Here is a 22,509-nt window from a genome sequence, read left to right as displayed (position 1 = left end):
CCCAAGGAGAGATGACCCATGCGTGAACGCACGCGAATAAACGTTGATGCCAGCGGAGCGGTACGCCCGTTCAACCGGTTCTGGCGCGGCACCGGCTTTTCGCCCGCAGAGCTGCTGCTCGAACCTGAGATGCGCCAGATGCTTGCCTATATCGGCGGCCTGCCGAATGAGGGCATCAAGTTCCTGCGTGTGCATTATCTCTACAATCTGCTGAGTGCAAAGGGCGGGGCTGGTTATGACTGGTCCCTGCTCGATCGCGCGCTGGACGTGATGATCGAACACCGCCTGAAGCCGTTCTTCGAGCTGATGGGCAACCCATCTGGCTTGTTCACTGACTATGAGGACATGGATCAGGTCAGGCGCTGGCGGGATCTCGTGACGGCAACAGTCGACCGTTATGGCGCGCGTTACGGCATGGACGAATTGCGCACATGGTATTTCGAAACGACGAACGAGGCCGATTCCGGCTGGTGGACCTACGGGATCAAGGGCTACACCAACTACTATGACGCCTGCGTCGCGGGGCTCGATGCCATCGATCCGAGCCTGCCGATGGGCGGGCCTGGCACCGCTCGGACGCTCTCGCCGATCTTTCGCGCCCTCATGGCTCATTGCGACAGTGGCACGAGCTGTCTCACCGGCGATGGCCCGCCGCGGATCGACTACATCTCGATCCATGAAAAGGGTGTCAACGGCAGCAAGGAAGACCTCACCCCGAAAGCCAACGCCATCGTCGACCGCACGCTTCTCGTCGTCGACTATCTCAAAGAGCACCACCCGCGCCTGGCAGGCCTGCCCATCGTCAACGACGAATGCGATCCGCAGCTTGGATGGAGCGATCACCATAGCTGGCATGGCAAAGCCTATTACGCCGGCATCATCGCCCGCATCATCGAACAGCACGACCGGCGCATTATCGCCCCGAAAGCAGCGAATTTCACCTTCCTCAGCAATGACCACGCCTTTATCGGCGGCTGGAGCCAGCGCACGATCTTTGCCTATTTCGGTTCGCGCAATTTCACCAAGGCGCAGTGGGAGCACAAGACCAATCTGGATATGCTGGTGACGGATGTCGACAGGGCGCCGCCTTTCGACATCATCAAAAAGCCCGGCCTCACATCGATGGAACTGCTGGCAACGCTGGGCGATACCTTTTGCGAGGTGACGGCCGAACCGCCGCTTGCTCCCGACCAGGATGGCCTGGCGATCCTGCCGACACGGCTGCCGGGCGGCGGTGTTTCCATCAGCCTCATCCATAGCGTCGATGCCATCAACCGTTCGGGCCGAACCGCCGTGCGTCTCGAGGTGAGTGGCTTGGTTCCCGGCCGGCACGCACTTTGCCTGCTGCGCATCGACGAGGAATTCACCAATCCGATGGAGGTCTGGGAGGCCCAACGCGACGAAAGCAATCCGCGCGGCCCCTTCGAGCCGGTCGGCGCACCGCCGGCACCGAGCGAGGCGCAATTTGCCGAACTGCGCCGGGCGCAGGAGCCCGCCTTGCTGCATCCGATCAGCGTCGTCGCGTGCGACGAAGGCCGGATCGGTGTCGACCTCGATGTGCCATTGCCATCGCTGACGCAGGTGCTTGTCGTTCCCGATGTCGGCGTGCCACCGGCGGCACCGACCGGCCTTGTCGTCGAACGTTATCTTGGTCTTGGCGGCCGGGAAGAGCGCATGCTCTTCTGGGCTTCCGGCGATATCCGGCCTGCCATCTTCTACGATGTCTTGGTCAGCACTAACGGCGGGACTTTTGAAAAAGTCAGTCCCGCGCCGCTGATCTCGACGGCATTCCTGCACATGTCGCCGCCCGAGGGCGTGCGTTATGCGGTGTGCGCCCGCGATGCATTTGGCCGCCGGAGCGAGCTTTGTGTCTCCCGCTCATGAACAATGCCTTTCTGCCTGGGATCTGATCGATGGATATCGCCTATTTCACCAAGACCCTGGAACGGCTGCCGCTCGAGGAGGCGGCCGGGATCACTGCCGGTTTGGGATTCGACTGCGCTGATCTTCTCATTCGCGATGGCCACGCCGTTTCTCCTGACAGGCCGGAGGAAATCGTCAAGGCCGTCACGCTCTTTGCCGCGGCCGGCCTGCGCACGCCGATGGCGACCATCGACTCCACCCGGCCCGACGATGCCGCATCCCGGCTTCTCGGTTGTTGCGGCGAGGCTGGCATCGGGCAGGTCCGGCTTGGCTTTTGGCGCTATGACCCGTCGCGGCGCTGGCAGGCCCAGCTTGATGAGGCGCGGCGCGATCTCGACGGCTTCGAGCGCCTGGCCGAACGCTTCGGCATCAAGCTGGCGATCCAGCTTCACGGCGGCACCCTGCACAGCTCGGGCGCGCTGGCGGTGCGATTGCTGGCCGGGCGTGATCCCATCAGGATTGGCGCCTATCCGGATCCAGCCAATCAGATCATTCGCGAGGGAAGCGAGGACTGGCGTCTGACCCTCGATATTCTCGAACCGTGGTTCTGCTGCATGGGCGTCAAGAATAGCGGTTGGTTCCCCGGCACTTACGGAGCTCATGGCCAACGCGCATGGCATTCGGACTGGTACGGGCTCGACGAAGGCATGGTGCCCTGGAACGAAATCGTCCCGCATCTGGTGACCACCGGATTTGCCGGGGTGCTCTCGATGCATTCCCAATATCGCGTCTCTCGAGGGCAGGCGCTCGACAAGGTCCGCGCCGATCTTGCCCATCTCAGGCGCCTGGTCGCCGCAGCGAAAGAGTAGAACCATGAACGAAGAGGCTCCCGTTATCGCCGTACTGCTGACCGAAAAAACCCGCCGGATGATGCTGGACGACGCAGCGATTGCACGGTTGAACGCCCTTGGCGAGGTGCGTTGGCCGACCGGGGCCACCATCGAAGCCACCGATGTCGACCACCTGCTGCAAGGCGCCACCGCATGTCTCACCGGATGGGGCACGCCGCCCTTCGATCCCGCCGCGCGCCAGCGCCATCCGCAACTCGCTCTCGTTGCTCATTCGGCAGGCAGCGTCCGCACATTGGTCCCGGCGCGTCTGTTCGACGATGGCATTCGCGTCACCCATGCCGCCTCGAAAATTGCCGCCTCGGTTGCCGAGTTCGTCGTCGCCGAAGCGCTGCTCGCCATGCGCGGCATTCATCGGCTACATCATCAATTGCGCAACGGCGGTGAATGGCTCGACGTCCGCGCCGCCGTGCCGCAGAGATTGCTGGGCGCCAGAACGGTCGGCATCGTCGGCGCTGGATATGTCGGCCGGGCGGTCATGCGGCTGCTCGTTCCATTCGGATGCCGCGTGCTGGTTGTCGATCCCTTTCTCCACGATAGCGAGGCTGCTGCGCTCGGCGTTTTCAGCGCTGGGTTGAACGATATGCTGGCTCAGAGCGACGTGATCTCGCTGCATGCGCCTGTCCTGCCCGAAACGCACCGCATGATCGGCGCCCGCGAACTGGCGCTGCTGCGCCCCGGCGCGCTGTTCATCAATACGGCGCGCTCGCAGCTGGTCGACGAGGCGGCTCTACTCGCCGAGATCCGCTCCGGCCGCATCGAGGCGGCTCTCGATGTCTTTGACGACGAGCCGTTGCCTCCGGATAGTCCCTTCCGCGATCTCGCACTGGCCAATGTCACCATTTCGCCGCATGTTGCTGGCCACACCGAAGAGGCGCATCTCGCCCAAGGACAGGCCATGGTGGATGAGATCGGCCGGCTGCTTCGCCGGGAACCGCTCCATCACGAAGTGTCCCGTGCCATGCTCGACCGCATGGCATGACCATGGACAGAAGCGTTGGGGGTTCCGTGACGGCGCCGCTTATCAGAATCATCGAGATCGACGCCTTCGAGCGCGATATCAAGCTGCGCCTGCCGTTCCGCTTTGGCGCGTCAACTCTCGAAAAGGCGCCGCAAGCCTTTCTCAGGGTCCGTATCGAGGATGAAGAGGGGCGAACTGCCCTTGGCGCCGCCGCCGAGATGATGATGCCGAAATGGTTCGACAAGAACCCGGCGCTCATGCCGGCGCAGAATGTCGATCAGTTGCTCACCTCGATCCGCACTGCTGCGGCCGCTTCGCTCGAACCGTCGGGCCCGACGACATTGTTTGCCGCCGCCCGCTTGAACGAGATGGAAACCGTGCGGCGTTTGCCTGGAAATCCGTTGGCCGCCTGTTTCGGCCCTTCGCTCATCGCCCGCGCCGCGCTCGATGCCTATTGCCGCCTTGCCGGCATTTCCTTCTTCGAGGCGGTGCGGGGCAATCTCGTCGGCATCGGCGGCCCAATGCTGCCCGACGATATCGATGCGGATGCAGCATTGGCGGTGCTTTCCGATCTTCGTCCTGCTGGCTCGATCTCGGCCCGGCATACGATCGGGCTTCTCGACCCGATCACCGAAGGCGATGTCGTCCATCCCGTCGATGACGGCCTGCCGGAAAGCCTCGAGGCGGTGATAACGCGCTATGGCAACCGCTGGTTCAAGATCAAACTTTCGGGCGCGATCGATGCCGATTTCGACCGTCTGATGCGGATCGCTGCCGTGCTGGACCGCATGCCCGACTATCGGGTGACGGTCGACGGCAACGAACAGTTTGGCGCCGCCGAACAACTCGCCGCCTTGCTGGCGCAAATCGAGGCGATGCCGCAGCTGGCGAGGTTGCGTGCGGCCATTGCCTTTGTCGAACAGCCGTTCTCGCGCGCAATCACCATGGATACGCCGCTGGGAGATCTGGCGGCGCAATTGCCCTTCCTGATCGATGAGAGCGACGACGGCGATGGCGCCTTCGCCTCCGCCAGACGGCTCGGCTATACCGGCGTCTCCTCGAAAACCTGCAAGGGCATTTACCGTTCGTTACTCAAGGCGATCCGCATCAGGACCGGAACGGTGCCGGGACTGTTCCTCTCGGGCGAGGATCTGACCTGCCAGGCGGGACTTGCCGTGCAGCAGGATCTGGCGCTTGTCTCGCTGCTCGGCCTCTCCCATGTCGAACGCAACGGTCATCACTATGTGGCCGGCATGCAGGGAGCGTCGCAGGCGGAGAAGGCGCGCTTTGCCGCGGCCCATCCCGATCTCTACGAGCAGGGAGCCGACGGACCGCTGCTGTCGATCCGCGACGGCCGGATCGCCATCGCTTCGCTCGGAACGGTGGGCTACGCGAGCGGCGCTTTGCCGGATTTCGAAGCCATGACGCCATTGTCATGACGCCCGGCAATATTCAGCATGAGATAGGGCCTGCTGCCCTGTTGAACAGTTTGATCTGTCCAGCAAACGCGTGCTGATCACCCAAGAGCATCAATCACCCCGTTCCTCCAATTGAAATGTCTTCCAGTAGAGCATCACGCTCTATTCGAACGTTTTCTGCGCGGCCTGATCGGGTCCAGGGACTTAAGAAAGTAGAAATTGAGATATAATTCGTTGAATTAAGCTTCAGCAACCACCGCCAAATCTCGGCAAGTATGATTTTCCGCTCCGCGAGGCGGCAACGCAGAATATTTCGATGTGCCTTGGACACACGACACTCCGGATTGAGCTGAGGTCGAACTCTAATAGCTGTGCGGGTGTTAAGCGCGGTTAAGGAAGTGTAAAGTTTGGTAAAGGTTCTTTCTGTGACACAGCGAGGTACGCTGTTGGCAGGGAAGATGCAGGACGCGCAGGCGGCGCGAGGCCGCCTGCGGGGGAACACGTCCCGCGGTCTCGTTCCGGGGGAGGGAATTCGACCGAAGAGGTTGCCATGAAGGTCGCCGGGCGTCGCCCGCGTCGGGCGCTGGACCATCTAGCGAATAGCTTGCCAAAAGCAGTCATCTCTGACCTTGCCCTCGCTTCGAAAGCCCGGGCTTGAAGGTGATCGCCGCACGATCGTTAGATGCCTGCGGTTCCGAGTCGGCGGTATCAGGCCCGGCCCGGCGCACAAGGCGCGTGAGCGCCTCGTTGAGGTCGTCGACGAAGGTGAAGATGACGGGGATGACGATGAGGCTGAGCAGCGTCGACATCATGACCCCGCCGATCACCACGATCGCCATCGGCTGCCGGAAGCTGGAATCGCCGCCTGTCAGGCTGAGAGCGACCGGAAGCATGCCGAATGCCATGGCGATGGTGGTCATGATGATCGGTCGCGCGCGCTTGTGGCAGGCATCCACAAGGGCATCGAACCGCGACATGCCCTGGCGACGCGACATGATGGCGTATTGGATGAGAAGGATGGAGTTCTTCGTCACCACGCCCATGAGCATGAGCAACCCGATGACAGCGGACATCGAGAAGCTGGTTCCGGTCACCACCAGCGGCACCAGCGCACCGCCGAGCGAGAGCGGCAGAGCCATCAGAAGGGTGAGTGGCTGCAGGAAGTCGTGGAAGAGCAGGACGAGGACTGCGTAGATGCAGAACACGCCGATCGCCATTGCAAGGCCAAAGCTCTGGAACAGCTCCGAACTGCGCTGAAGTTCGCCCTGTTCGACAAGGGTGACCCCCGGCGGCAGACGCCGGAGCGCCGGCAGGGCTTGCGCCTCGCGGTTGACGTCGCCCAGGATGCGGCCGTTGAGCTCGACGGAAAGAGTGACATTGCGCATCCGGTCGATACGGTCGATCTCCGACGGGCTGCCGCCGATCCGGATATCGGCAATCGATCCGAGATCGACATTGCCGTTCGTTCCGGCTACCCGCATGTTCTTGATATCGTCGAGCTTGGTGCGTGTCTCGGGGCTGAAGCGGACGATGATGGGAACCTGGCGTTGTGGCAGGTTGAGCTTCGGCAAATCGGCGGAATATTCCCCATTCGTCGCCACGCGCACCGCCTCGGCGATGGCGCTCGAGGTCACCCCAAGCGCTGCTGCGCGCGCAAAGTCGGGCGTGATCTGGATCTCGGGTGCTTGCCTGGCCGCTGTTGATGTCACCGCGCCGATGCCCTGCAGCGTGCGGAGCTGTTCCTCGAGCGCCGTGCTTGCACTGTCAAGCGCGTTGGCATCGTCACTGGCAAGGGTGATCTCCAGCTTCGTGCCGTTGCCATCGCCGCCGACCGCGACCCGCACGCCGGGAAGCACCGAGAGAGCCTGCCGGATGTCGTTTTCGATTTCCGACTGTTTGCGATCGCGCTCGCCGATGGGCGACAGCACAGCGACGATCGTCGCGGATCCGACGCTGCTCGTGGTGCTGGAGTCGGGGCCACCGCCCGAGGATGCGGAACCGACCGAGGAAAAGACATGTGTCACGTCCTGGAGCTTGCCGACGATATCGGCGGCCTTCGTGGCGGTGGCGTCCGTCTGCTCGATAGTAGCACCCGGCTGCATGGTGAGCGTGATCTGGGCTCGCGCGTCGTCGGAAGCGGGCAGGAAGCCGGATTTCAGGAGTGGGATGGTGGCAAGCGAAAGCGCGACGACGACGGCAGTCACTGCCACCGTGGTCTTCCTGCGGTTCATGGCAGCTTTCACGATTGCCAGATAGGCGCGCATGACGCGGCCATCCTTTTCCTCCCTCGGATGGGCCTTCATGAAATAGGCGGCCATCATCGGCGTGAGCAGCCGTGCGACGACGAGCGAGACGAGGACCGCCACCGCGGCGGTGATACCGAACTGGCGGAATATAAGTCCCGGTATGCCGCTCATGAAGGCGGTCGGCAGGAAGACGGCGACCAGCGTGAAGGTGGTTGCGATGACGGCGAGCCCGATCTCGTTGGCCGCCTCCAGAGCGGCGTCGATCGGCCGCTTGCCCATCTGCAGGTGGCGGGCGATGTTCTCGACCTCGACAATGGCATCATCGACGAGGATGCCGACCACGAGCGACAGCGCCAGCAAGGTGACGATATTCAGGCTGAAGCCGGCCAGGTGCATTACAAGGAAGGTCGGTATGACCGACAACGGCAGCGCCACGGCCGACAGGATGGTCGCACGCCAGTCCCGAAGGAAGAGCCAGACGACGATGATCGCCAGGATCGCCCCTTCGTATAGCATGTGCATCGAACCATCGTAGTTGTCGATGATCGGCCCGATCGTGCTGTAGGCCTCCTCGATCTGCACGTTGGAATGTTTGGCTGCGAACTCCTTCATCGCCTTGTCGACATCGTCCGCGACACCGCTGTCCGAAAACCCGTTCGAGCGCTTGATCTCGACCGCGACCACCGGTTTACCGTCGAGATAGGCCATCGAAGAACGCTCCGCGAAGCTGTCCGTGACGGATGCGACGTCATCGAGGCGAACCTGCTGCCCGTTGGCCAGGGGAATTCTAAGCTCCTTCAGAGCGTCGACCGATGCCACGGCGCCGAGCGTGCGCAATGTCTGACGGGTGCCGCCAATCTCCCCAAGGCCACCTGAGGTATCGGCCTGAACCGACTTCAATTGCGCCGACACAGTGGTCGCGGTGACGCCGAATGCAGCCATCGTTGTCGGATCGAGGTCGACGTGAACCTCGCGGTCGACACCGCCGATTCGGTTGACCTGTCCGACGCCCGGTACCGACAGGAGCGCCTTGGTCAGATCGTTGTCGATGAACCAGGAGAGCTCGGTTTCATTGAGGGCCGTAGACCGGATGGCATAGGTGACCAGTGCCGAACTCTGCACAGTGACTTTGGTGACGCTTGGCGTCTCCATCTGCGCCGGCAGATCGGCTTGTGCGCTGTCGACGGCGTTGCGAACCTCGTTCAAGGCCGTTTCGCTGTCCTTCTCCAGTTTGAAGGAAACACTGATCGACACCGTGCCGTCGGTAATCGTCGTGGTGACGTGGTCGAGATAGCTCAGCGAGGCAAGATTGTCCTCGATCGTGCGGGCGACCTCCGTCTCGAGCTGCGCCGGCGCGGCACCGTCGAGCGTCGCGGTAATTTTGATGGTCGGGAGGTCCATATCGGGGAAGTTCTGGACCGGCAGATGCTTGAAGGCCAGCAAACCGCCGACGGCAAGCATCGCGAAGAGCAGGATTGCCGGTACGGGATTGCGGATCGAAAATGCGGAAAAGTTCATCAACCTTCTCCCGCAATCTTCACGAGATCGTTGTTCGACAGAAACGCTCCGCCCGACGTCACCACTCTCGCCGACTTATCTATGCCGGAGACGATCTCGACTTCGCCGTCGGTGCGACGGCCGGTCTCGACCCGGACCCGCCTTACCCGCTTGTCCTCGCCGGCGGCAAAGACGTAGTTTATGCCGTCACGGAAAACGATCGCGGTCTCCGGAACCGTCAGCGCCGGTGTGGTCCTCAGTTCAATGGTGCCGGTGACATAAAGACCGGTGCGCGGCTGAACGTCCTGGGGGAGCGCGACATAGACGATCGCCCGGCTTGTATTAGTGTCGATCGAAGGTCCGACGAGTCTCACCTTTCCCTGAATGGGACGTCCGTCCGGCCCGTCGATGTCGACGCTCAATCCTTCGGAGATGTGTGAGAGGTAACGAGCCGAAACCTCGGCCTGCCATTCGACCCGCTGTTGGCGGACCAGGCGAAACAGTTCGGTGCCCGACGAGACGACCGCGCCGAGTTCGGCAGATCGCGACGTTATCAGGCCGTCGTCGACGGCCGTGACGGTTGTCTGGTCGAGCTTGATCTTCTGGCTGTCGAGCGCCGCCTCTTCAGACGCAAGACTTGCCGTCGCCGTCTGTTCGTCGGCGAAATATTCGACAATCTTCTCATCCGAAAGGGCGCCCGAAGAGCGTAGCTGGCGAGCCCGATCGGCATTGGCCTTCGCCTTTGTCAGCTTTGCCTGAGCGGTCACGACGGCGGCCTCCTGCTTGCGAAGGTCGGCCTGCACGCTGTCTTGCGACAGCCGCACGAGGGTCTGCCCCTTCTTAACCACGGAGCCGACGTCGGCCAGAATTTCGGTTACGCGCAGACCGCTCGTCTCGGAAGCGATGATGGCTTCCTGCCAAGGCTTCAGCCAGCCGCTTGCGGGAACGGTTTCCGGCCAGTCCCGCTCAGCCGGCGTCACCAGCGAGACGGTAAGGGCGGGTGCGGCGGATTGGTCCGCCATGGCATTGCGCAGGGGAAGCAGGAGCGCTGCCGCAACAAGAGCAGCAGCGAATATTCTGGGCGGTTTTCTCAACGATGCACTCCTTGTGGTCAAAGGCATGGGTGCCTTTTCCCGATCCGTGCCAACTCGATGAAGGATTGCGGCTCATGTTGAGGCAACCCGATCCTGGCTCGCGGTGATGTCATGGAAGGATAAGTAACGGGGTGAACGTTAAGTGCGGTCAAGTTAGTGTTAAGTTAGGTAAAACTCGCTCATGCGACTGTGATTGTGCGGTATGGCTGCCAAGGATCAATGACGGACGAAGTGAATGAACAAGGTTCTCCTCATCGACGACGATGCCGAGCTGACGACGCTTCTGCAGGAATATCTGGTCGAAGAAGGATATGAGGTCGTCACCGATACGGACGGTCGCGCCGCGATTGCCGCTGCCGCCGGCAATACGGTCGATATTATTGTGCTCGACATCATGATGCCTCGGATGAACGGGATCGAGGTTCTGCAGAGGATCAGGAAGCTCAGCCAGGTTCCCGTGCTGATGCTGACCGCAAGGGGCGATGACGTGGACAGGATATCGGGTCTCAATCTCGGCGCCGACGACTATGTGCCGAAGCCATGCTCACCGGGCGAATTGGCGGCGAGGCTGCGCGCCATTCTTCGTCGAGCCGGCCAGCCGGCGGCCGGCGCGTCGACCGACACCATCAGGGCGGGGCAGCTCGTGATCCATCCGGGCAGCAGGATCGCCGAATGGCGCGGAGAAAGCGTTGACCTGACCGGTACCGAGTTCAGCCTGCTCGAGGTGCTTGCCCGCAGTGCCGGCCAGCTCGTGTCGAAACAGGAGATTTCGAAGCGGGCCTTCGGCAAGCCGTTGACCCCGTTCGATCGCCGTATCGACGTCCATATCAGCAGCGTTCGCCAGAAGCTCGGACTGAGAGAGGACGGGCAATCCTGGATCCAGTCCGTTCGCGGCCAGGGCTATCAACTTCTCGTGGACTGACCATGCCTAGGCTTTTCTGGAAGTTCTTCGCGACGATCTGGTTGACGCTTGCAACGACGCTCACGGTCATCATCGTGATCGTCAACCTCTTTCAGATCCCGCCGCCTGGCCGCGATCGGGAATACCAGGAGCGAGCGATCATTCTGAAACTGACGGCGAACGTGCTCACAAGGGATGGGGAGGACGCCGCAGCGCGCTTCATCCGCACAAGTGAATATACGGTGCCACTAGGCCTGACGCTTTCGAAAACCATGGAGTCGCCTGCGTGCGGAGACGAGGGCAGGGCAGAGACGAAGTCCATTCTGAAGGACGGAATTTGCTACCGGATCTCCGTGGCGCCAGAAGCGAACTTCCTTCTCAACATTGCGGACAACCTGGCGCTGCTGGTGCCTTGGCTTTCGATTTTCGTTTCGAGTACGGTCGCTGCCGCCGCACTCGCCCGCTATCTCATTCGACCCGTCGTACATCTGCGCGACGGCCTGAGCGCGCTCGCCCATGGCCGCTTCGACTTCCGTATCGGCAACCAGATGGCGGGCCGAAAGGATGAAGTTACCGCACTGGCGCACGACTTCGATTCTACTGCCGCGCGGCTTCAGGAGCTTCAGGATGCGCAGCAGAGACTATTTCATGACGTCTCTCATGAATTGCGTTCGCCCCTGTCCCGTCTGCAGGCCGCCGTCGGCGTCCTTCGGCAAAGCCCGGCCAAACTCGGCGCCATGCTGGACCGCATGGACCGGGAGGTCGAACGGCTCGACGCGCTGGTCGGCGAAGTTCTGACGCTTGCCAGACTGACCGCGGGCTCCGGCCTGCCGCTGAAGACCCAGACCCTGGATGTCATCGAACTCCTCAATGAAATCCTCGGCGACTCGGCATTCGAAGCCCAGGCACGGCAGGTCTCGATCACAACCAGTGTCGAGGGCACCTTCCGCGCCGAGGTCGAAGGTGAGCTGATCTACAGGGCACTCGAAAACGTCGTCCGCAACGCCGTCAAATACACGGCCGAGCATTCGCACATATCAGTGACGTGCGAGGCGACGACCGACCGCCTCAAAATCTGCGTCACGGATCAGGGGCCGGGTGTCCGGCGAGACGAACTCGAACGGATCTTCCAGCCGTTCTCACGTGGTAAAGAGGCTGTGCCAAGAGGCGGATACGGCCTGGGTCTGGCAATCACCAGGCAGGCGATCGAACGCCACGGCGGGCGTGTGCATGCGTCATTGCCGGATGCCGGAGGCCTGGCGGTCACCCTGGAGCTTCCCAGGAAGCCGATACCCTATGGCTTGGCGGAAGAACGCGCCTGAGGACCAATCGACGAAGGTTGAGGCGGTGGTGGATGAGGCCCCGCAACCCAGACTTTACCTAACTTTACAGTGTCTTTACCGCCATTAACGTTGGCGCCGCTAAGCCTGAACCTACGATCCCGGTTCAGAAAGCTCGCCAGTGAGTCCGTCGCTCTGCACAAGAATATCATCTCTCCGCTACGCCACATCGGCACTCACGCTTTTGGTGGCGGGCTGCGTCAGCGGCCCGGATCACGCTCCCCCACAGATGCCGCTTCCTGCTAAATTCGAAGAGGGCGGGACCAAGAGCAACGGCGATGTCGTGACGGCACAGTGGTGGACGGCCTATCGCGACAAGCGGCTCGACGGCCTTGTAGCCCATGGCCTCAGCGAGAACCTCGATGTGCTGCAGGCGCTCGAGAGCATCAACTCGGCTTCCGCCAATGTCACGGTTGCCGGCGCCGGCGGCCTGCCGAGCCTCAGTGTTGACGCATCGCACACGGTATCCGGTGAGAAGGGGCGGCTCCGCACGACGGTCGGCACCGAAAATACCACAGGCGGCGAGGCCAGCCTTTCCTGGCTGCTCGACTTCTTCGGCCAGTACCATCGCTCGAAGGAGAGCGCCATCGCCTCGCTGGAGGCCGCCTATGCAACGGCCGACAATACAAAGCTCACCTTCCTGAAAGACCTGGTCGAGAGCTATATCGACGCCCGTTATTACCAGGAGCGCATCGCGCTTTCACAGGCGAGCTTGAAATCCCGCCAACAGACTTACGAACTGACGCAGCTGCAGCTCAAGGCAGGTGCGGCCTCTCGCCTCGACGTCGTTCAGGCCGAGGGCCTGGTACAGTCGACAAAGTCCGACATTCCCGGCCTCGAACAGAGCTTCACCGAATCGGCCCATCACATTGCCACTCTGCTCGGGATGCCGGCGGCCTCGCTGATGAACGAGCTGCAGAATAGCGCCGGCCAGCCGGTTTTCCGCGGCGACATTCGCGCCGGCATTCCGGCCGATCTCATCCGCAACCGTCCCGATATCCGCAAGGCTGAACGCGATCTGGCGGCAGCCGTTGCCGATATCGGCGCTGCCGAAGCCCAGCTCTACCCGTCGATCTCGCTCTCCGGTTCGATCTCGCCGAGCTGGGTCAAATCATCCGGTGCCAGCGGCGGAACCCTGACCAGCTGGTCCTTCGGACCGACGCTCAACCTGCCGATCTTCGATGGCGGCAAATTGCGTGCGAATGTCGATATCGAAAAATCCGATGCCAAGACCCAGTATCTCGCCTGGAAAGAGGCGGTGCTGAACGGGGTCGAAGAGGTGGAAAACGCCCTGTCTGCAGTCCGCCGCGACAGGCAGACACTGGGACCGCTGCGCAGGCAGGTGGAAACGGCCCAGGAATCGCTCGCACTTTCGACAACGAGCTACAAGGATGGAGCTTCATCTCTGCTCGATGTGCTGGACGCGCAACGTTCGGTCTCCGATGCCCAGGCAAGCCTTGCAGCCACCGTACAGCAGGTTGCCAAGGACTATGTGGACCTCTACGTCGCCATTGGCGCCGGCTACCTGACGCAACAGGGGCAGAACGATCCCGAGCGAACGGCGAAGTCAGACTAATTGGCCGAAGACGGTCAAGCGAGCGCCTCGCTGGCTATCGGCCTGATATCTCCAGGATGCGGATCGCGAGCTTGAGATGCGGCAGGTCCAGCATTCGTCCGTCGAGCTGAATGACGCCTGCGTCCGGCCTGGTGGCGAAGGCGGCGGCGACTTTCTCCGCCCAGGCGATTTCGGATGCATCCGGCGTGAAGGCGTGATTGATCACTTCGACCTGGCTTGGATGGATGGCCATCATGCCTGAAAAGCCGTCGCGCCGGGCGCGGCCGACATAGGCCCTGAGACCGTTGAGATCGCGGAAATCGGGATAGACGGTGTCGATTGCCGGGACGGCGGCGGCATGAGCGCCGAAAAGTGTGAGCGAGCGGGCAAACTCGAAAGGTGGCGTATAGCGGCCATCCGTCCTTCGCGCGGTCGTAGCCCCCATCGCGGCGGGCAAATCCTCCGCGCCCCATGTCAGGCCGCAGAGGCTGGTCGAGACATCCCGGTAGGTGCCGATCTCGAAGATCGCCGATGGCGTTTCGGTTGCGATCGGCAAGATGGGAATTGCAGATGCAAGAGAGCCTGCGAGCTTCAGCACCGAAGCGGCACCCTCGGCCTTCGGCAGCACGATCGCGAAGGGATGAAGGCCGCTCAAAGCGGCAAGGTCGTCTTCGAATTCTGGCGAGGCGAGGGGATTGATCCGGATCAGGAGATTGGTCTCGCCGGCATGATGCAGGACGAACTCGTGCACGCTCTCGCGCGCTTTCGGCTTGTTCAAGGGCGCAACCGAATCTTCCAGGTCGAGAATGACGGCGTCGGCGCCTGAGGCGAGCGCCTTTTCAAAACGCTCCGGCCGGTCACCGGGCGCAAAGAGCAGCGAGCGCAGCCTCATGACGGCTTCACCTTGAGCATTGCCGTGCGCAGGCATTGGCAGACAGTCTCGCCGCGCTGGTTCAGAGTGATATGCCGGAAGGTGACGATGCCGGCATCGGGGCGGGAGTTCGAGCGACGCAGCTCCATCACTTCGGTTTCCACCCGCAGCGTATCGCCAATGAAAACCGGCTTTGGCATCGTCACCTTGTCATAGCCGAGATTGGCGACGAGCGTGCCGAGCGTGGTGTCGCCGACCGAAAGGCCGACGGTGAGCGCAAAGGTGAAGGTGCCGTTGACGACGATCCGGCCGAATTCGGTGCCGGCTGCATAATCGGCATCGAGATGCAGCGGCTGCGGATTATGGGAGAGCGTCGTGAACAGCAGATTGTCGGTCTCGGTGACCGTGCGACGGATGTCGTGGGCGATGCGGTCGCCGACCGTCCACTCGTCGAAATAACGGCCGGCCATCAATCCTTCTCCTTCACAACGCTGACGACGAGTTGGTTTTCCGAGACCCTGATACCCGAGGAAACCTGCAGCTTTTCGACGATTCCATCGAAGGGTGCGCGCAGCGAATGTTCCATTTTCATCGCTTCAACCGTCAGCAGGCGGTCCCCCTTGGCGACACGATCGCCTTCGGCGACATCCACCGAAATGACGAGGCCGGGCATGGGTGAAAGGATCGCGCCATCGCCGGCGCCCTGACTTGCCTCGACTTCGCTGGCAACGGGCAGGCGGATCGGCCAGGCATTGCCGGCGTCGAAAAGCACCGTCGTTTCACCGATCGTGACGGTCTTTGCCTCAAGCTCCCGACGCGATTGCCCCCAATGGAGATGATCGCCGATACGGATACGCACCCTTTTGTCATCCGCGCCGGCGATGCGGAACCCAGTGAGCGCGGTCCAGGGATCACTATCCGTATTTCTTGAAAGTACGGTGGCCGTGGTGTCGATCGCGATTTCGCCCGGCTCCGTTGCCACAAGGCTGTCGCCATGGCGGTCGAGAAAGCCGGTATCGATCCGAGCTGCGCAAAAATCCGGATCGACGGCGATGCGGGCAAGCAGGCCGGCATTGGATTTGACCGGCCAGACCTCGATCTGCGCGCAGGCGGCTGCAAGCTTCGAAAGTGCCGCCTCGCGGTTCGACCCATGCGCAATGACCTTGGCGATCATCGGATCGTAGAAGGCGGTGATCTCATCGCCCTGTTCGACGCCGCTATCGACACGGACTGTCGCCGGCAGGCTGAGATGTTCAAGCCGGCCGGTCGAGGGCAGATAGCCGGCGGCGGGATTTTCGGCATAGAGCCGGGCTTCGAACGCCCAGCCATTCATGGCGATCTCGTCCTGCATTTTCGGCAAAGGCTCGCCGCTAGCCACCTTCAACTGCCACAGCACCAGATCCTCGCCAGTAATTGCCTCGGTAACCGGGTGTTCCACCTGCAGGCGAGTGTTCATCTCCATGAACCAGATGCGATCCGGATGCAGGCCCTCGGAGGCATCGGCGATGAATTCGATGGTGCCGGCGCCGACATAGTTGACCGCTCTTGCGGCCTTCACCGCAGAATCGCAGATCGCTGCGCGGGCGGCGGCATCGAGCCCGGGGGCAGGGGCCTCCTCGATGACCTTCTGGTGACGGCGCTGCAGCGAACAATCGCGTTCGAAAAGATGAACGCAATTGCCGAACATGTCGGCGAAGATCTGCACCTCGATATGGCGCGGATTGGCGATGTAACGTTCAATCAGAACGCGGTCGTCGCCGAAGGAGGCGGCCGCCTCCCGGCGGCAGGAGGCGAGAAGTTCAGCGAAATCTTGCGCGCGCTCGACGCGGCGCATGCCCTTGCCGCCACCGCCGGCGACAGCCTTGATAAGCACGGGATAACCGATGGTATCAGCCTCGGCCGCCAGCCTCTCTTCGCTCTGGTCAGGCCCGAGATAACCAGGGGTCACAGGCACCCCGGCCGCCTGCATCAATTCTTTCGCGGCATCCTTGAGTCCCATCGCACGGATGGCGGCAGGCGGCGCGCCGACCCAGATGATCCCGGCCTTTTCCACCGCTTCGGCAAACCCGGCATTTTCCGAAAGGAAACCATAGCCGGGATGGATCGCCGCAGCGCCGGTTTGCCGGGCCGCCTCCAGGATGCGTTCCTGCGAGAGATAGCTTTCCCGGGCCGGCGAGGGGCCGATGGCGATCGACTCGTCTGCCTCCCTTACGAAGGGCAGGCCGGCATCGGCCTCTGAATAGACGGCGATGGTGCGGATGGCGAGCGTCTTGGCGGTGCGGATGATGCGGCGGGCGATTTCACCCCTGTTGGCAATGAGTAGACTTTCCATCATCGGCGCCTCACATCCTGAACAGGCCGAAGCGCGGCCCTTTCGGGATCGGCGCGTTCAGGCAGGCGGAAAAGGCAAGGCCCAGCACATCCCGCGTCTGGCGCGGATCGATGATGCCGTCGTCCCAGAGGCGGGCGGTGGCATAATAGGGGTTGCCCTCGGCCTCGTAGCCGGCGCGGATCGGCGCTTTGAAGGCTTCCTCCTCTTCAATAGGCCAATTCTCACCGCGCGCCTCCATGGAGTCTCGGCGTATGGTGGCAAGCACAGAGGCCGCCTGTTCGCCGCCCATCACACTGATGCGGCTGTTCGGCCAGGTGAAGAGGAAACGGGGGCGATAGGCGCGGCCGCACATGCCGTAATTGCCGGCGCCGAAGCTGCCGCCGATGATGACGGTCACTTTCGGAACAGTTGATGTCGCGACCGCCGTCACCAGCTTGGCCCCATCCTTGGCGATGCCGCCGGCCTCATAGCGGCCGCCGACCATGAAACCGGAGATGTTCTGCAGAAACAGCAAAGGTATGCGGCGCTGGCAGGCGAGCTCGATGAAGTGGGCGCCCTTCAGCGCACTCTCGGAGAAGAGAACGCCGTTATTGGCGATGACGGCGACGGGCATGCCCCAGATACGGGCGAAGCCGCAGACCAGCGTGGTGCCGTAGAGCGGCTTGAACTCATGCAGTTCCGAACCATCGACGATCCGGCCGATGACCTCGCGCACATCATAGGGCGAGCGCACATCATCCGGGATGAGACCACAGAGATCCTCGGCATCGAGTTTCGGCGGTTTTGGCTGCTTGAGGTCGATATCGATAGCTTTCACACTGTTGAGAGTGGCTGCAATATCGCGAACGAGCAGCAATGCATGTTCATCATTCTCAGCGACATGATCGACGACGCCCGAGCGGCGGCCATGGGTCTCGGCGCCGCCGAGCTCTTCGGCCGAGATGATCTCGCCGGTCGCGGCCTTCACCAGCGGCGGGCCGGCCAGGAAGATCGTGCCCTGATTGCGCACGATGACCGTTTCGTCGGACATGGCGGGCACATAGGCGCCGCCGGCAGTGCAGCTTCCCATCACGCAGGCGATCTGCGGAATGCCTTCGGCCGACATCTGGGCCTGGTTGAAGAAGATCGCGCCAAAATGGTCGCGGTCGGGAAAGACTTCGGCCTGATGCGGAAGATTGGCGCCGCCGCTATCGACCAGATAGAGGCAGGGCAGCCGGTTCTGCATGGCGATCTCCTGCGCCCGCAGATGTTTCTTCACCGTCAGGGGGTAATAGGCGCCGCCCTTCACCGTCGCATCATTGGCGACGATCATCACCTCGCGGCCGGAAACGCGGCCGATGCCGGTAATGATGCCGGCGCCGGGCGCCTCGTCATCATACATGCCGTTGGCCGCCAGCGTGCCGATCTCCAGGAACGGGCTGCCGGCATCGAGCAAGAGCTGGATGCGGTCGCGCGGCAGCAGCTTGCCCTTGCCGGTGTGGCGCTCGCGTGCTGTCTGCGATCCACCCTCGCGCGCTTTCGCCGAATGGTCGTAGAGTTCGTCGATAAGCGCCTTGTTCTTGCTGGCATTGGCCTTGAAGCTGTCGCTGTCGCGGTCGATCGCAGTCGAAATCACCGTCATGACGCAATGAGCTCCCGGCCGATGAGGTAACGGCGGATCTCATTGGTGCCGGCGCCGATATCGTAGAGCTTGGCGTCTCGCAAAAAGCGTTCGACCGGCCATTCCTTGGTATAGCCGGCGCCACCGAGCGCCTGGATCGCTTCCAGCGAGACCTTCACGGCATTTTCGCTGGCAAAGAGGATCGCAGCAGCTGCATCCGTGCGCGTCGCGCGGCCTGCATCGCAGGCGCGGGCGACAGAATAGACATAGGCGCGCGCCGAATTCAGCGCGACATACATGTCGGCGATCTTGCCCTGCATCAGCTGGAAATCACCGATCGCTTTGCCGAACTGTTTGCGATCGCTCACATAGGGCAGCACGACGTCGAGACAGGCCTGCATGATGCCGAGCGGTCCGGCGGCAAGCACGGCGCGCTCGTAATCGAGGCCGGACATCAGGATCTTCACACCTTCTCCCTCCCGACCCATCAGCGCCTCGGCCGGCACCGCGCAATCTTCGAAGACGAGTTCGGCCGTGTCGCTGCCGCGCATGCCGAGCTTGGAGAGCTTCTTGGAGACGCTGAAACCGGGCAGGTCCTTTTCGATGATGAAGGCGGAAATGCCTTTCGGGCCGGCTGCGGGATCGGTCTTGGCATAGACAACAAGCACATCGGCATGCGGCGCGTTGGTGATCCAGAACTTGGTGCCGTTCAAAATATACCGATCGCCTTTTTTCTCGGCGCGCAAGCGCATGGAGACGACATCGGAACCGGCGCCGACCTCCGACATGGCGAGCGAACCAACATGTTCGCCGGAGATCAGCTTCGGCAGGTGGCGGCGCTTTTGTTCCGGCGAGGCCCAGCGGCGGATCTGGTTAACGCAGAGATTGGAATGGGCGCCGTAACTGAGCCCCACGGAGGCCGAGGCGCGTGAAACCTCTTCCATGGCGACGACATGATCGAGATAACCAAGACCGGCGCCGCCGAATTCTTCTTCGACGGTAATTCCATGCAGGCCGAGCGCGCCCATCTCAGGCCAAAGCTGGCGTGGAAATGTGTTGCTTTCGTCGATCTCCGCAGCCAGCGGAGCAATATGATCGGCGGCAAACCGCGCCGTCGTTTCACGGATCGCGTCCGCGGTTTCGCCGAGCGAAAAATCAAACATGGCACTCCTCCCGCTCAAATATGTAGCGCGGGTTGCGGCGGGGTCAAAGTGCCCTTGAATGATGGGGCCGAAGAGCCTTGCGAATTCTTGTTGAGCCCCGTGAGCGGCTTTTCTTGAAAATATGGAATATATGGAATATATGGAAATGAAACTGGAGACGATAATCATGCGACAGTTCACGACAGGTGATCTCAATAAACAGATTGGTGATGTCACCGATGTCGCGAGCCGCGAGCCGGTTATTCTTACACGCCACAACAAGCCACGTTTCGTGCTGATGAGCTATGAGCACTATCAGCGAATGCGCAGCGGCGGGGACCCGCGTCGTGCCCATCACATTTCGGAGATGCCGGGCGAGCATGCCGATTTGTTCGACGAGGCGATTGAGCGGCTAGCGCGCGGGGAAAGCTACGACGATGAACCATGAGTTTCGTCCTGGCGAGGTGATAACCTATCCGTATCTCTGGGCATGGCAGCAGCAGCGTGGTGAGACCGAGGGGCGTAAACAGCGCCCGGTCTGTGTCGTGATCGCGATCCGCAGTGCGAGCGATGGAAACACCCATCTCGTCCTTCTGGCAATCACCACACAGCCACCGGAGGCGGGAAGGGTTGCCCTGGAAATTCCCGATATCGAACGCCGGCGCGCCGGTCTCGGTGATCTCAAACAGAGTTGGATCGTCGTCGACGAATACAATTACGATATCGTCCAGCGCTCCTAGTACATCGAGCCTCATCAGGAGGTTGTTGGCCGCTTCAGCAAGTCCTTCATGATGAAGATTGCCGCCATGTTCATGAAAGCGCGAGGCCAGTCAGGGCGGGTCAACCGTTTCGACTGACATGCCCTCGATTTCTGCTCCGTCCCGCCGAAACCCTTCGGGGCTCTTGCCCATCCATTTCCGGAAGGCCCGGAAGAAGGCGCTCGGCTCGGAATAGCCGAGCTGCACGGCAATCTCGCCGATGGTCTTCGACGTATTCAGTAGCAGATCGACGGCGAGGTCACGGCGAATATCGTCCTTGATGGCGGCATAGCTTTGTCCCTCGTCGTGCAGGCGGTGGCGGAGCGTGGAGGGCGGCATGCGCATGTCGGCGGCAAGATCGGTAAAGCGTGACCAGGCACTCGGCGTGGCCAGGTTCAGGCGGCGGCGGACGGCGGCGGCGATACCGGCATCATAGCGATAGCGCACCAGAATATTGGCGGGCGCGCCGCGCAGGAACTGTTTGAGCGCCTGTTCGCTACGCGCCACCGGCAGGTCGAGCAAGGCGCTGTCGAAGCCGAGCCGGCTGATGGTTTGCGAGAAACGCACTGGCGCGCCGAAGAAGAGCCGATAGTCGGCGCCTTGTCTGGGCTCCGCGCAGCGGAAATCGACGAGGCGGATCGGGATGCGCCGGCCGACCAGCCAGCAGATGATGCCGTGCAGGATGATCCAATAGGTACGATAGGCGAAGGCCGAACGCGGGCCGCCGGCATCCGTGAGCTCGACCTCGGCCAGACCGTCGCGGATGACGAGCCGTCCCCTGGGATCGTCGAGCACGACATCGAGGAAGCGCAGCGCCCGGCGCAGGGCGTGACCGAGCGTCGGCGCATGCAGCACAGAGTGGCAAAGCAACGTGAAGCTGCCGCCGCGCATCGGCCGCGCGCCCATGCCGAAGAATTCATCGTCGAGCTCGGCAGCGATCGCTAGCCAGAGCGCGCCATAGGTCTCTGCCGAAACCGGCTGATTGACTGGGGACTGCAGGCCAACGCGGGCAAGAATTGGCGCCGTCGGCTTGCCCAACCGCCGCAGGCTGTCGAGCGCTTCCTCCACGAATCCCGGCGCGATCATGCGTCGCTCGATCTCGGCCATCCTATCCTCACTATGGCAAAACTGGCCGAAATAATGGAGCATTTCTGTCATCGCTTGCAATAGGTGGAGCGAATAGAATCGTACCCGTCGGTTGCGCTTGGAGGAGGGCGCGGCCGGCGGGGAGGAACATTCATGCTGATCCAAGGTGCAAGTTTCATCGTGACCGGCGGCGGCTCCGGCCTCGGCGCGGCAACAGTGCGCATGCTCGTGGAGGCGGGCGCACGGGTGACAATCGCCGATCTCAACGCGGAAGCCGGTCAGGGAATCGTCAGGGAATTCGGAAGCGATGCCCGTTTTGTCAAGGCCGACGTGACCGATGGCGAGGAGGGGGCGGTGGCGGTTGCCGCTGCCGTCGAAGCCTTCGGCGACTTGCGCGGATTGGTGAATTGCGCAGGCGTCGCACCGGCCGAAAAGGTGATCGGCCGCGACGGGCCGCACCGGCTAGAGAGTTTTGCCCGCACTGTGAGCATCAATCTCATCGGCACATTCAATATGGTCCGGCTGGCAGCGGCGGCGATCCAGACTACCGAGCCGGATGCGGAAGGCGAACGTGGCGTCATCGTCAATACGGCCTCGGTTGCCGCCTTCGACGGCCAGATCGGCCAGGCAGCTTACGCCGCCTCCAAGGGCGGGGTGGCGGCGATGACCTTGCCGATCGCCCGCGAGCTTGCTCGTCACGGTATTCGCGTGGTGTCGATCGCACCCGGAATTTTCGAGACACCTATGATGGCCGATATGCCGGCCGAGGTTCAGGCAGCACTCGGCAAGAGCGTGCCCTTTCCACCGCGGCTCGGTCGGCCGGCGGAATTTGCCGGGCTGGTACGCCATATCTTGGAAAACAACATGCTGAACGGCGAGGTCATCCGACTCGACGGCGCATTGCGGATGGGCGCGCGGTGAACGCTTCGCCCCAAGG

General features: G+C 62.2%; 17 protein-coding genes and 1 pseudogene. 10 read left to right on the top strand and 8 right to left on the bottom strand.

All coding sequences use genetic code 11. The features are described 5' to 3' along the window. Nucleotides 1–18: 18 nt before the first annotated feature. The 4 genes from U5G49_RS33170 to U5G49_RS33155 are packed head-to-tail and all read left to right on the top strand — an operon-like array spanning nt 19 to nt 5,171. Complete coding sequence (locus U5G49_RS33170) at nt 19–1,884, top strand: GH39 family glycosyl hydrolase (protein ID WP_193445893.1); 1,866 nt, start codon at nt 19–21, stop codon at nt 1,882–1,884. 29 nt (nt 1,885–1,913) lie between these two features. Next, a complete protein-coding gene (locus tag U5G49_RS33165) occupies nt 1,914–2,732 on the top strand; it encodes a sugar phosphate isomerase/epimerase family protein (RefSeq protein WP_193445894.1) in 819 nt (272 codons plus the stop codon). A gap of 4 nt (nt 2,733–2,736) precedes the next feature. Continuing rightward, nucleotides 2,737–3,753, top strand: a complete 1,017-nt coding sequence (locus U5G49_RS33160) for a hydroxyacid dehydrogenase (protein WP_193445895.1) — start codon at nt 2,737–2,739, stop codon at nt 3,751–3,753. Continuing rightward, on the top strand, nt 3,750–5,171 hold the full coding sequence (locus U5G49_RS33155) for an enolase-like domain-containing protein (RefSeq protein WP_193445896.1): 1,422 nt from the start codon (nt 3,750–3,752) through the stop codon (nt 5,169–5,171). Before U5G49_RS33160 ends, U5G49_RS33155 begins: the two co-directional genes overlap by 4 nt. A 596-nt stretch (nt 5,172–5,767) precedes the next feature. Here the strand turns inward: U5G49_RS33155 and U5G49_RS33150 are convergent. Next, a complete protein-coding gene (locus tag U5G49_RS33150; protein WP_193445897.1) occupies nt 5,768–8,914 on the bottom strand; it encodes an efflux RND transporter permease subunit in 3,147 nt (1,048 codons plus the stop codon). Beyond that, nucleotides 8,914–10,014, bottom strand: a complete 1,101-nt coding sequence (locus U5G49_RS33145) for an efflux RND transporter periplasmic adaptor subunit (RefSeq protein WP_193445898.1) — start codon at nt 10,012–10,014, stop codon at nt 8,914–8,916. Before U5G49_RS33145 ends, U5G49_RS33150 begins: the two co-directional genes overlap by 1 nt. A 208-nt stretch (nt 10,015–10,222) precedes the next feature. Here U5G49_RS33145 and U5G49_RS33140 point away from each other — a divergent pair, with 208 nt between their 5' ends. From U5G49_RS33140 to U5G49_RS33130, 3 genes are all read left to right on the top strand, one after another. Next, entirely contained in the window at nt 10,223–10,909 is a 687-nt protein-coding gene (locus tag U5G49_RS33140; RefSeq protein WP_113542907.1) for a response regulator, read from the top strand. A gap of 2 nt (nt 10,910–10,911) precedes the next feature. Further along, nucleotides 10,912–12,210 carry a HAMP domain-containing sensor histidine kinase gene (locus tag U5G49_RS33135; protein WP_193445899.1) on the top strand — a complete coding sequence of 433 codons (1,299 nt, stop codon included), beginning with the start codon at nt 10,912–10,914 and terminating at the stop codon, nt 12,208–12,210. 139 nt (nt 12,211–12,349) lie between these two features. Next, complete coding sequence (locus U5G49_RS33130; protein WP_193445900.1) at nt 12,350–13,804, top strand: efflux transporter outer membrane subunit; 1,455 nt, start codon at nt 12,350–12,352, stop codon at nt 13,802–13,804. A 34-nt stretch (nt 13,805–13,838) separates the two neighbouring features. Here the strand turns inward: U5G49_RS33130 and U5G49_RS33125 are convergent, their stop codons facing one another. Genes U5G49_RS33125 through U5G49_RS33105 form a run of 5 tightly spaced genes read right to left on the bottom strand, consistent with a single transcriptional unit; the run spans nt 13,839 to nt 19,749 of the window. After that, nucleotides 13,839–14,675, bottom strand: a complete 837-nt coding sequence (locus U5G49_RS33125) for an HpcH/HpaI aldolase/citrate lyase family protein (RefSeq protein WP_193445901.1) — start codon at nt 14,673–14,675, stop codon at nt 13,839–13,841. Further along, nucleotides 14,672–15,124 carry a MaoC family dehydratase gene (locus tag U5G49_RS33120; protein WP_018246756.1) on the bottom strand — a complete coding sequence of 151 codons (453 nt, stop codon included), beginning with the start codon at nt 15,122–15,124 and terminating at the stop codon, nt 14,672–14,674. Before U5G49_RS33120 ends, U5G49_RS33125 begins: the two co-directional genes overlap by 4 nt. Then, the gene (locus U5G49_RS33115; RefSeq protein WP_193445902.1) at nt 15,124–16,989 is read right to left on the bottom strand and encodes an acetyl/propionyl/methylcrotonyl-CoA carboxylase subunit alpha; all 1,866 of its coding nucleotides are present in this window, start codon (nt 16,987–16,989) and stop codon (nt 15,124–15,126) included. The genes U5G49_RS33120 and U5G49_RS33115 overlap by 1 nt, the downstream gene beginning before the upstream one ends. 7 nt (nt 16,990–16,996) lie before the next feature. Next, complete coding sequence (locus tag U5G49_RS33110) at nt 16,997–18,607, bottom strand: carboxyl transferase domain-containing protein (RefSeq protein WP_182564143.1); 1,611 nt, start codon at nt 18,605–18,607, stop codon at nt 16,997–16,999. Continuing rightward, entirely contained in the window at nt 18,604–19,749 is a 1,146-nt protein-coding gene (locus U5G49_RS33105; protein ID WP_112907876.1) for an isovaleryl-CoA dehydrogenase, read from the bottom strand. The genes U5G49_RS33110 and U5G49_RS33105 overlap by 4 nt, the downstream gene beginning before the upstream one ends. A gap of 166 nt (nt 19,750–19,915) precedes the next feature. Between U5G49_RS33105 and U5G49_RS33100 the strand changes: the two genes are divergently transcribed. Continuing rightward, nucleotides 19,916–20,176: a type II toxin-antitoxin system Phd/YefM family antitoxin gene (locus tag U5G49_RS33100; protein ID WP_113542996.1), complete on the top strand. Its 261-nt coding sequence runs from the start codon at nt 19,916–19,918 to the stop codon at nt 20,174–20,176. Beyond that, nucleotides 20,166–20,585: pseudogene (locus U5G49_RS33095) on the top strand (hypothetical protein). The gene U5G49_RS33100 and the pseudogene U5G49_RS33095 overlap by 11 nt, the downstream one beginning before the upstream one ends. Here the strand turns inward: U5G49_RS33095 and U5G49_RS33090 are convergent. Then, entirely contained in the window at nt 20,559–21,644 is a 1,086-nt protein-coding gene (locus U5G49_RS33090; protein ID WP_193445903.1) for an AraC family transcriptional regulator, read from the bottom strand. The pseudogene U5G49_RS33095 and the gene U5G49_RS33090 overlap by 27 nt on opposite strands. 81 nt (nt 21,645–21,725) lie before the next feature. On the opposite strand from U5G49_RS33090, the gene U5G49_RS33085 reads away from it, so the two are divergent. Beyond that, nucleotides 21,726–22,493, top strand: coding sequence for a 3-hydroxyacyl-CoA dehydrogenase (locus U5G49_RS33085; RefSeq protein WP_193445904.1), 768 nt, complete (start codon nt 21,726–21,728; stop codon nt 22,491–22,493). Nucleotides 22,494–22,509 lie beyond the last annotated feature (16 nt).

The organism is Rhizobium indigoferae (assembly GCF_034554815.1).
Taxonomy (GTDB): Bacteria; Pseudomonadota; Alphaproteobacteria; order Rhizobiales; family Rhizobiaceae; genus Rhizobium; species Rhizobium leguminosarum.
This window is presented reverse-complemented; position numbering and strand designations above follow the sequence as displayed.

What these genes read in the sequence shown, in the direction of transcription:
- U5G49_RS33135 (WP_193445899.1), top strand. Translation starts at nt 10,912, where the DNA reads ATGCCTAGGCTTTTCTGGAAGTTCTTCGCGACGATCTGGTTGACGCTT.
- U5G49_RS33110 (WP_182564143.1), bottom strand. Translation starts at nt 18,607, where the DNA reads ATGACGGTGATTTCGACTGCGATCGACCGCGACAGCGACAGCTTCAAG.
- U5G49_RS33150 (WP_193445897.1), bottom strand. Translation starts at nt 8,914, where the DNA reads ATGAACTTTTCCGCATTTTCGATCCGCAATCCCGTACCGGCAATCCTG.
- U5G49_RS33165 (WP_193445894.1), top strand. Translation starts at nt 1,914, where the DNA reads ATGGATATCGCCTATTTCACCAAGACCCTGGAACGGCTGCCGCTCGAG.
- U5G49_RS33155 (WP_193445896.1), top strand. Translation starts at nt 3,750, where the DNA reads ATGACCATGGACAGAAGCGTTGGGGGTTCCGTGACGGCGCCGCTTATC.
- U5G49_RS33085 (WP_193445904.1), top strand. Translation starts at nt 21,726, where the DNA reads ATGCTGATCCAAGGTGCAAGTTTCATCGTGACCGGCGGCGGCTCCGGC.
- U5G49_RS33140 (WP_113542907.1), top strand. Translation starts at nt 10,223, where the DNA reads ATGAACAAGGTTCTCCTCATCGACGACGATGCCGAGCTGACGACGCTT.
- U5G49_RS33125 (WP_193445901.1), bottom strand. Translation starts at nt 14,675, where the DNA reads ATGAGGCTGCGCTCGCTGCTCTTTGCGCCCGGTGACCGGCCGGAGCGT.
- U5G49_RS33145 (WP_193445898.1), bottom strand. Translation starts at nt 10,014, where the DNA reads ATGCCTTTGACCACAAGGAGTGCATCGTTGAGAAAACCGCCCAGAATA.
- U5G49_RS33100 (WP_113542996.1), top strand. Translation starts at nt 19,916, where the DNA reads ATGCGACAGTTCACGACAGGTGATCTCAATAAACAGATTGGTGATGTC.
- U5G49_RS33170 (WP_193445893.1), top strand. Translation starts at nt 19, where the DNA reads ATGCGTGAACGCACGCGAATAAACGTTGATGCCAGCGGAGCGGTACGC.
- U5G49_RS33160 (WP_193445895.1), top strand. Translation starts at nt 2,737, where the DNA reads ATGAACGAAGAGGCTCCCGTTATCGCCGTACTGCTGACCGAAAAAACC.
- U5G49_RS33090 (WP_193445903.1), bottom strand. Translation starts at nt 21,644, where the DNA reads ATGACAGAAATGCTCCATTATTTCGGCCAGTTTTGCCATAGTGAGGAT.
- U5G49_RS33120 (WP_018246756.1), bottom strand. Translation starts at nt 15,124, where the DNA reads ATGGCCGGCCGTTATTTCGACGAGTGGACGGTCGGCGACCGCATCGCC.
- U5G49_RS33115 (WP_193445902.1), bottom strand. Translation starts at nt 16,989, where the DNA reads ATGATGGAAAGTCTACTCATTGCCAACAGGGGTGAAATCGCCCGCCGC.
- U5G49_RS33105 (WP_112907876.1), bottom strand. Translation starts at nt 19,749, where the DNA reads ATGTTTGATTTTTCGCTCGGCGAAACCGCGGACGCGATCCGTGAAACG.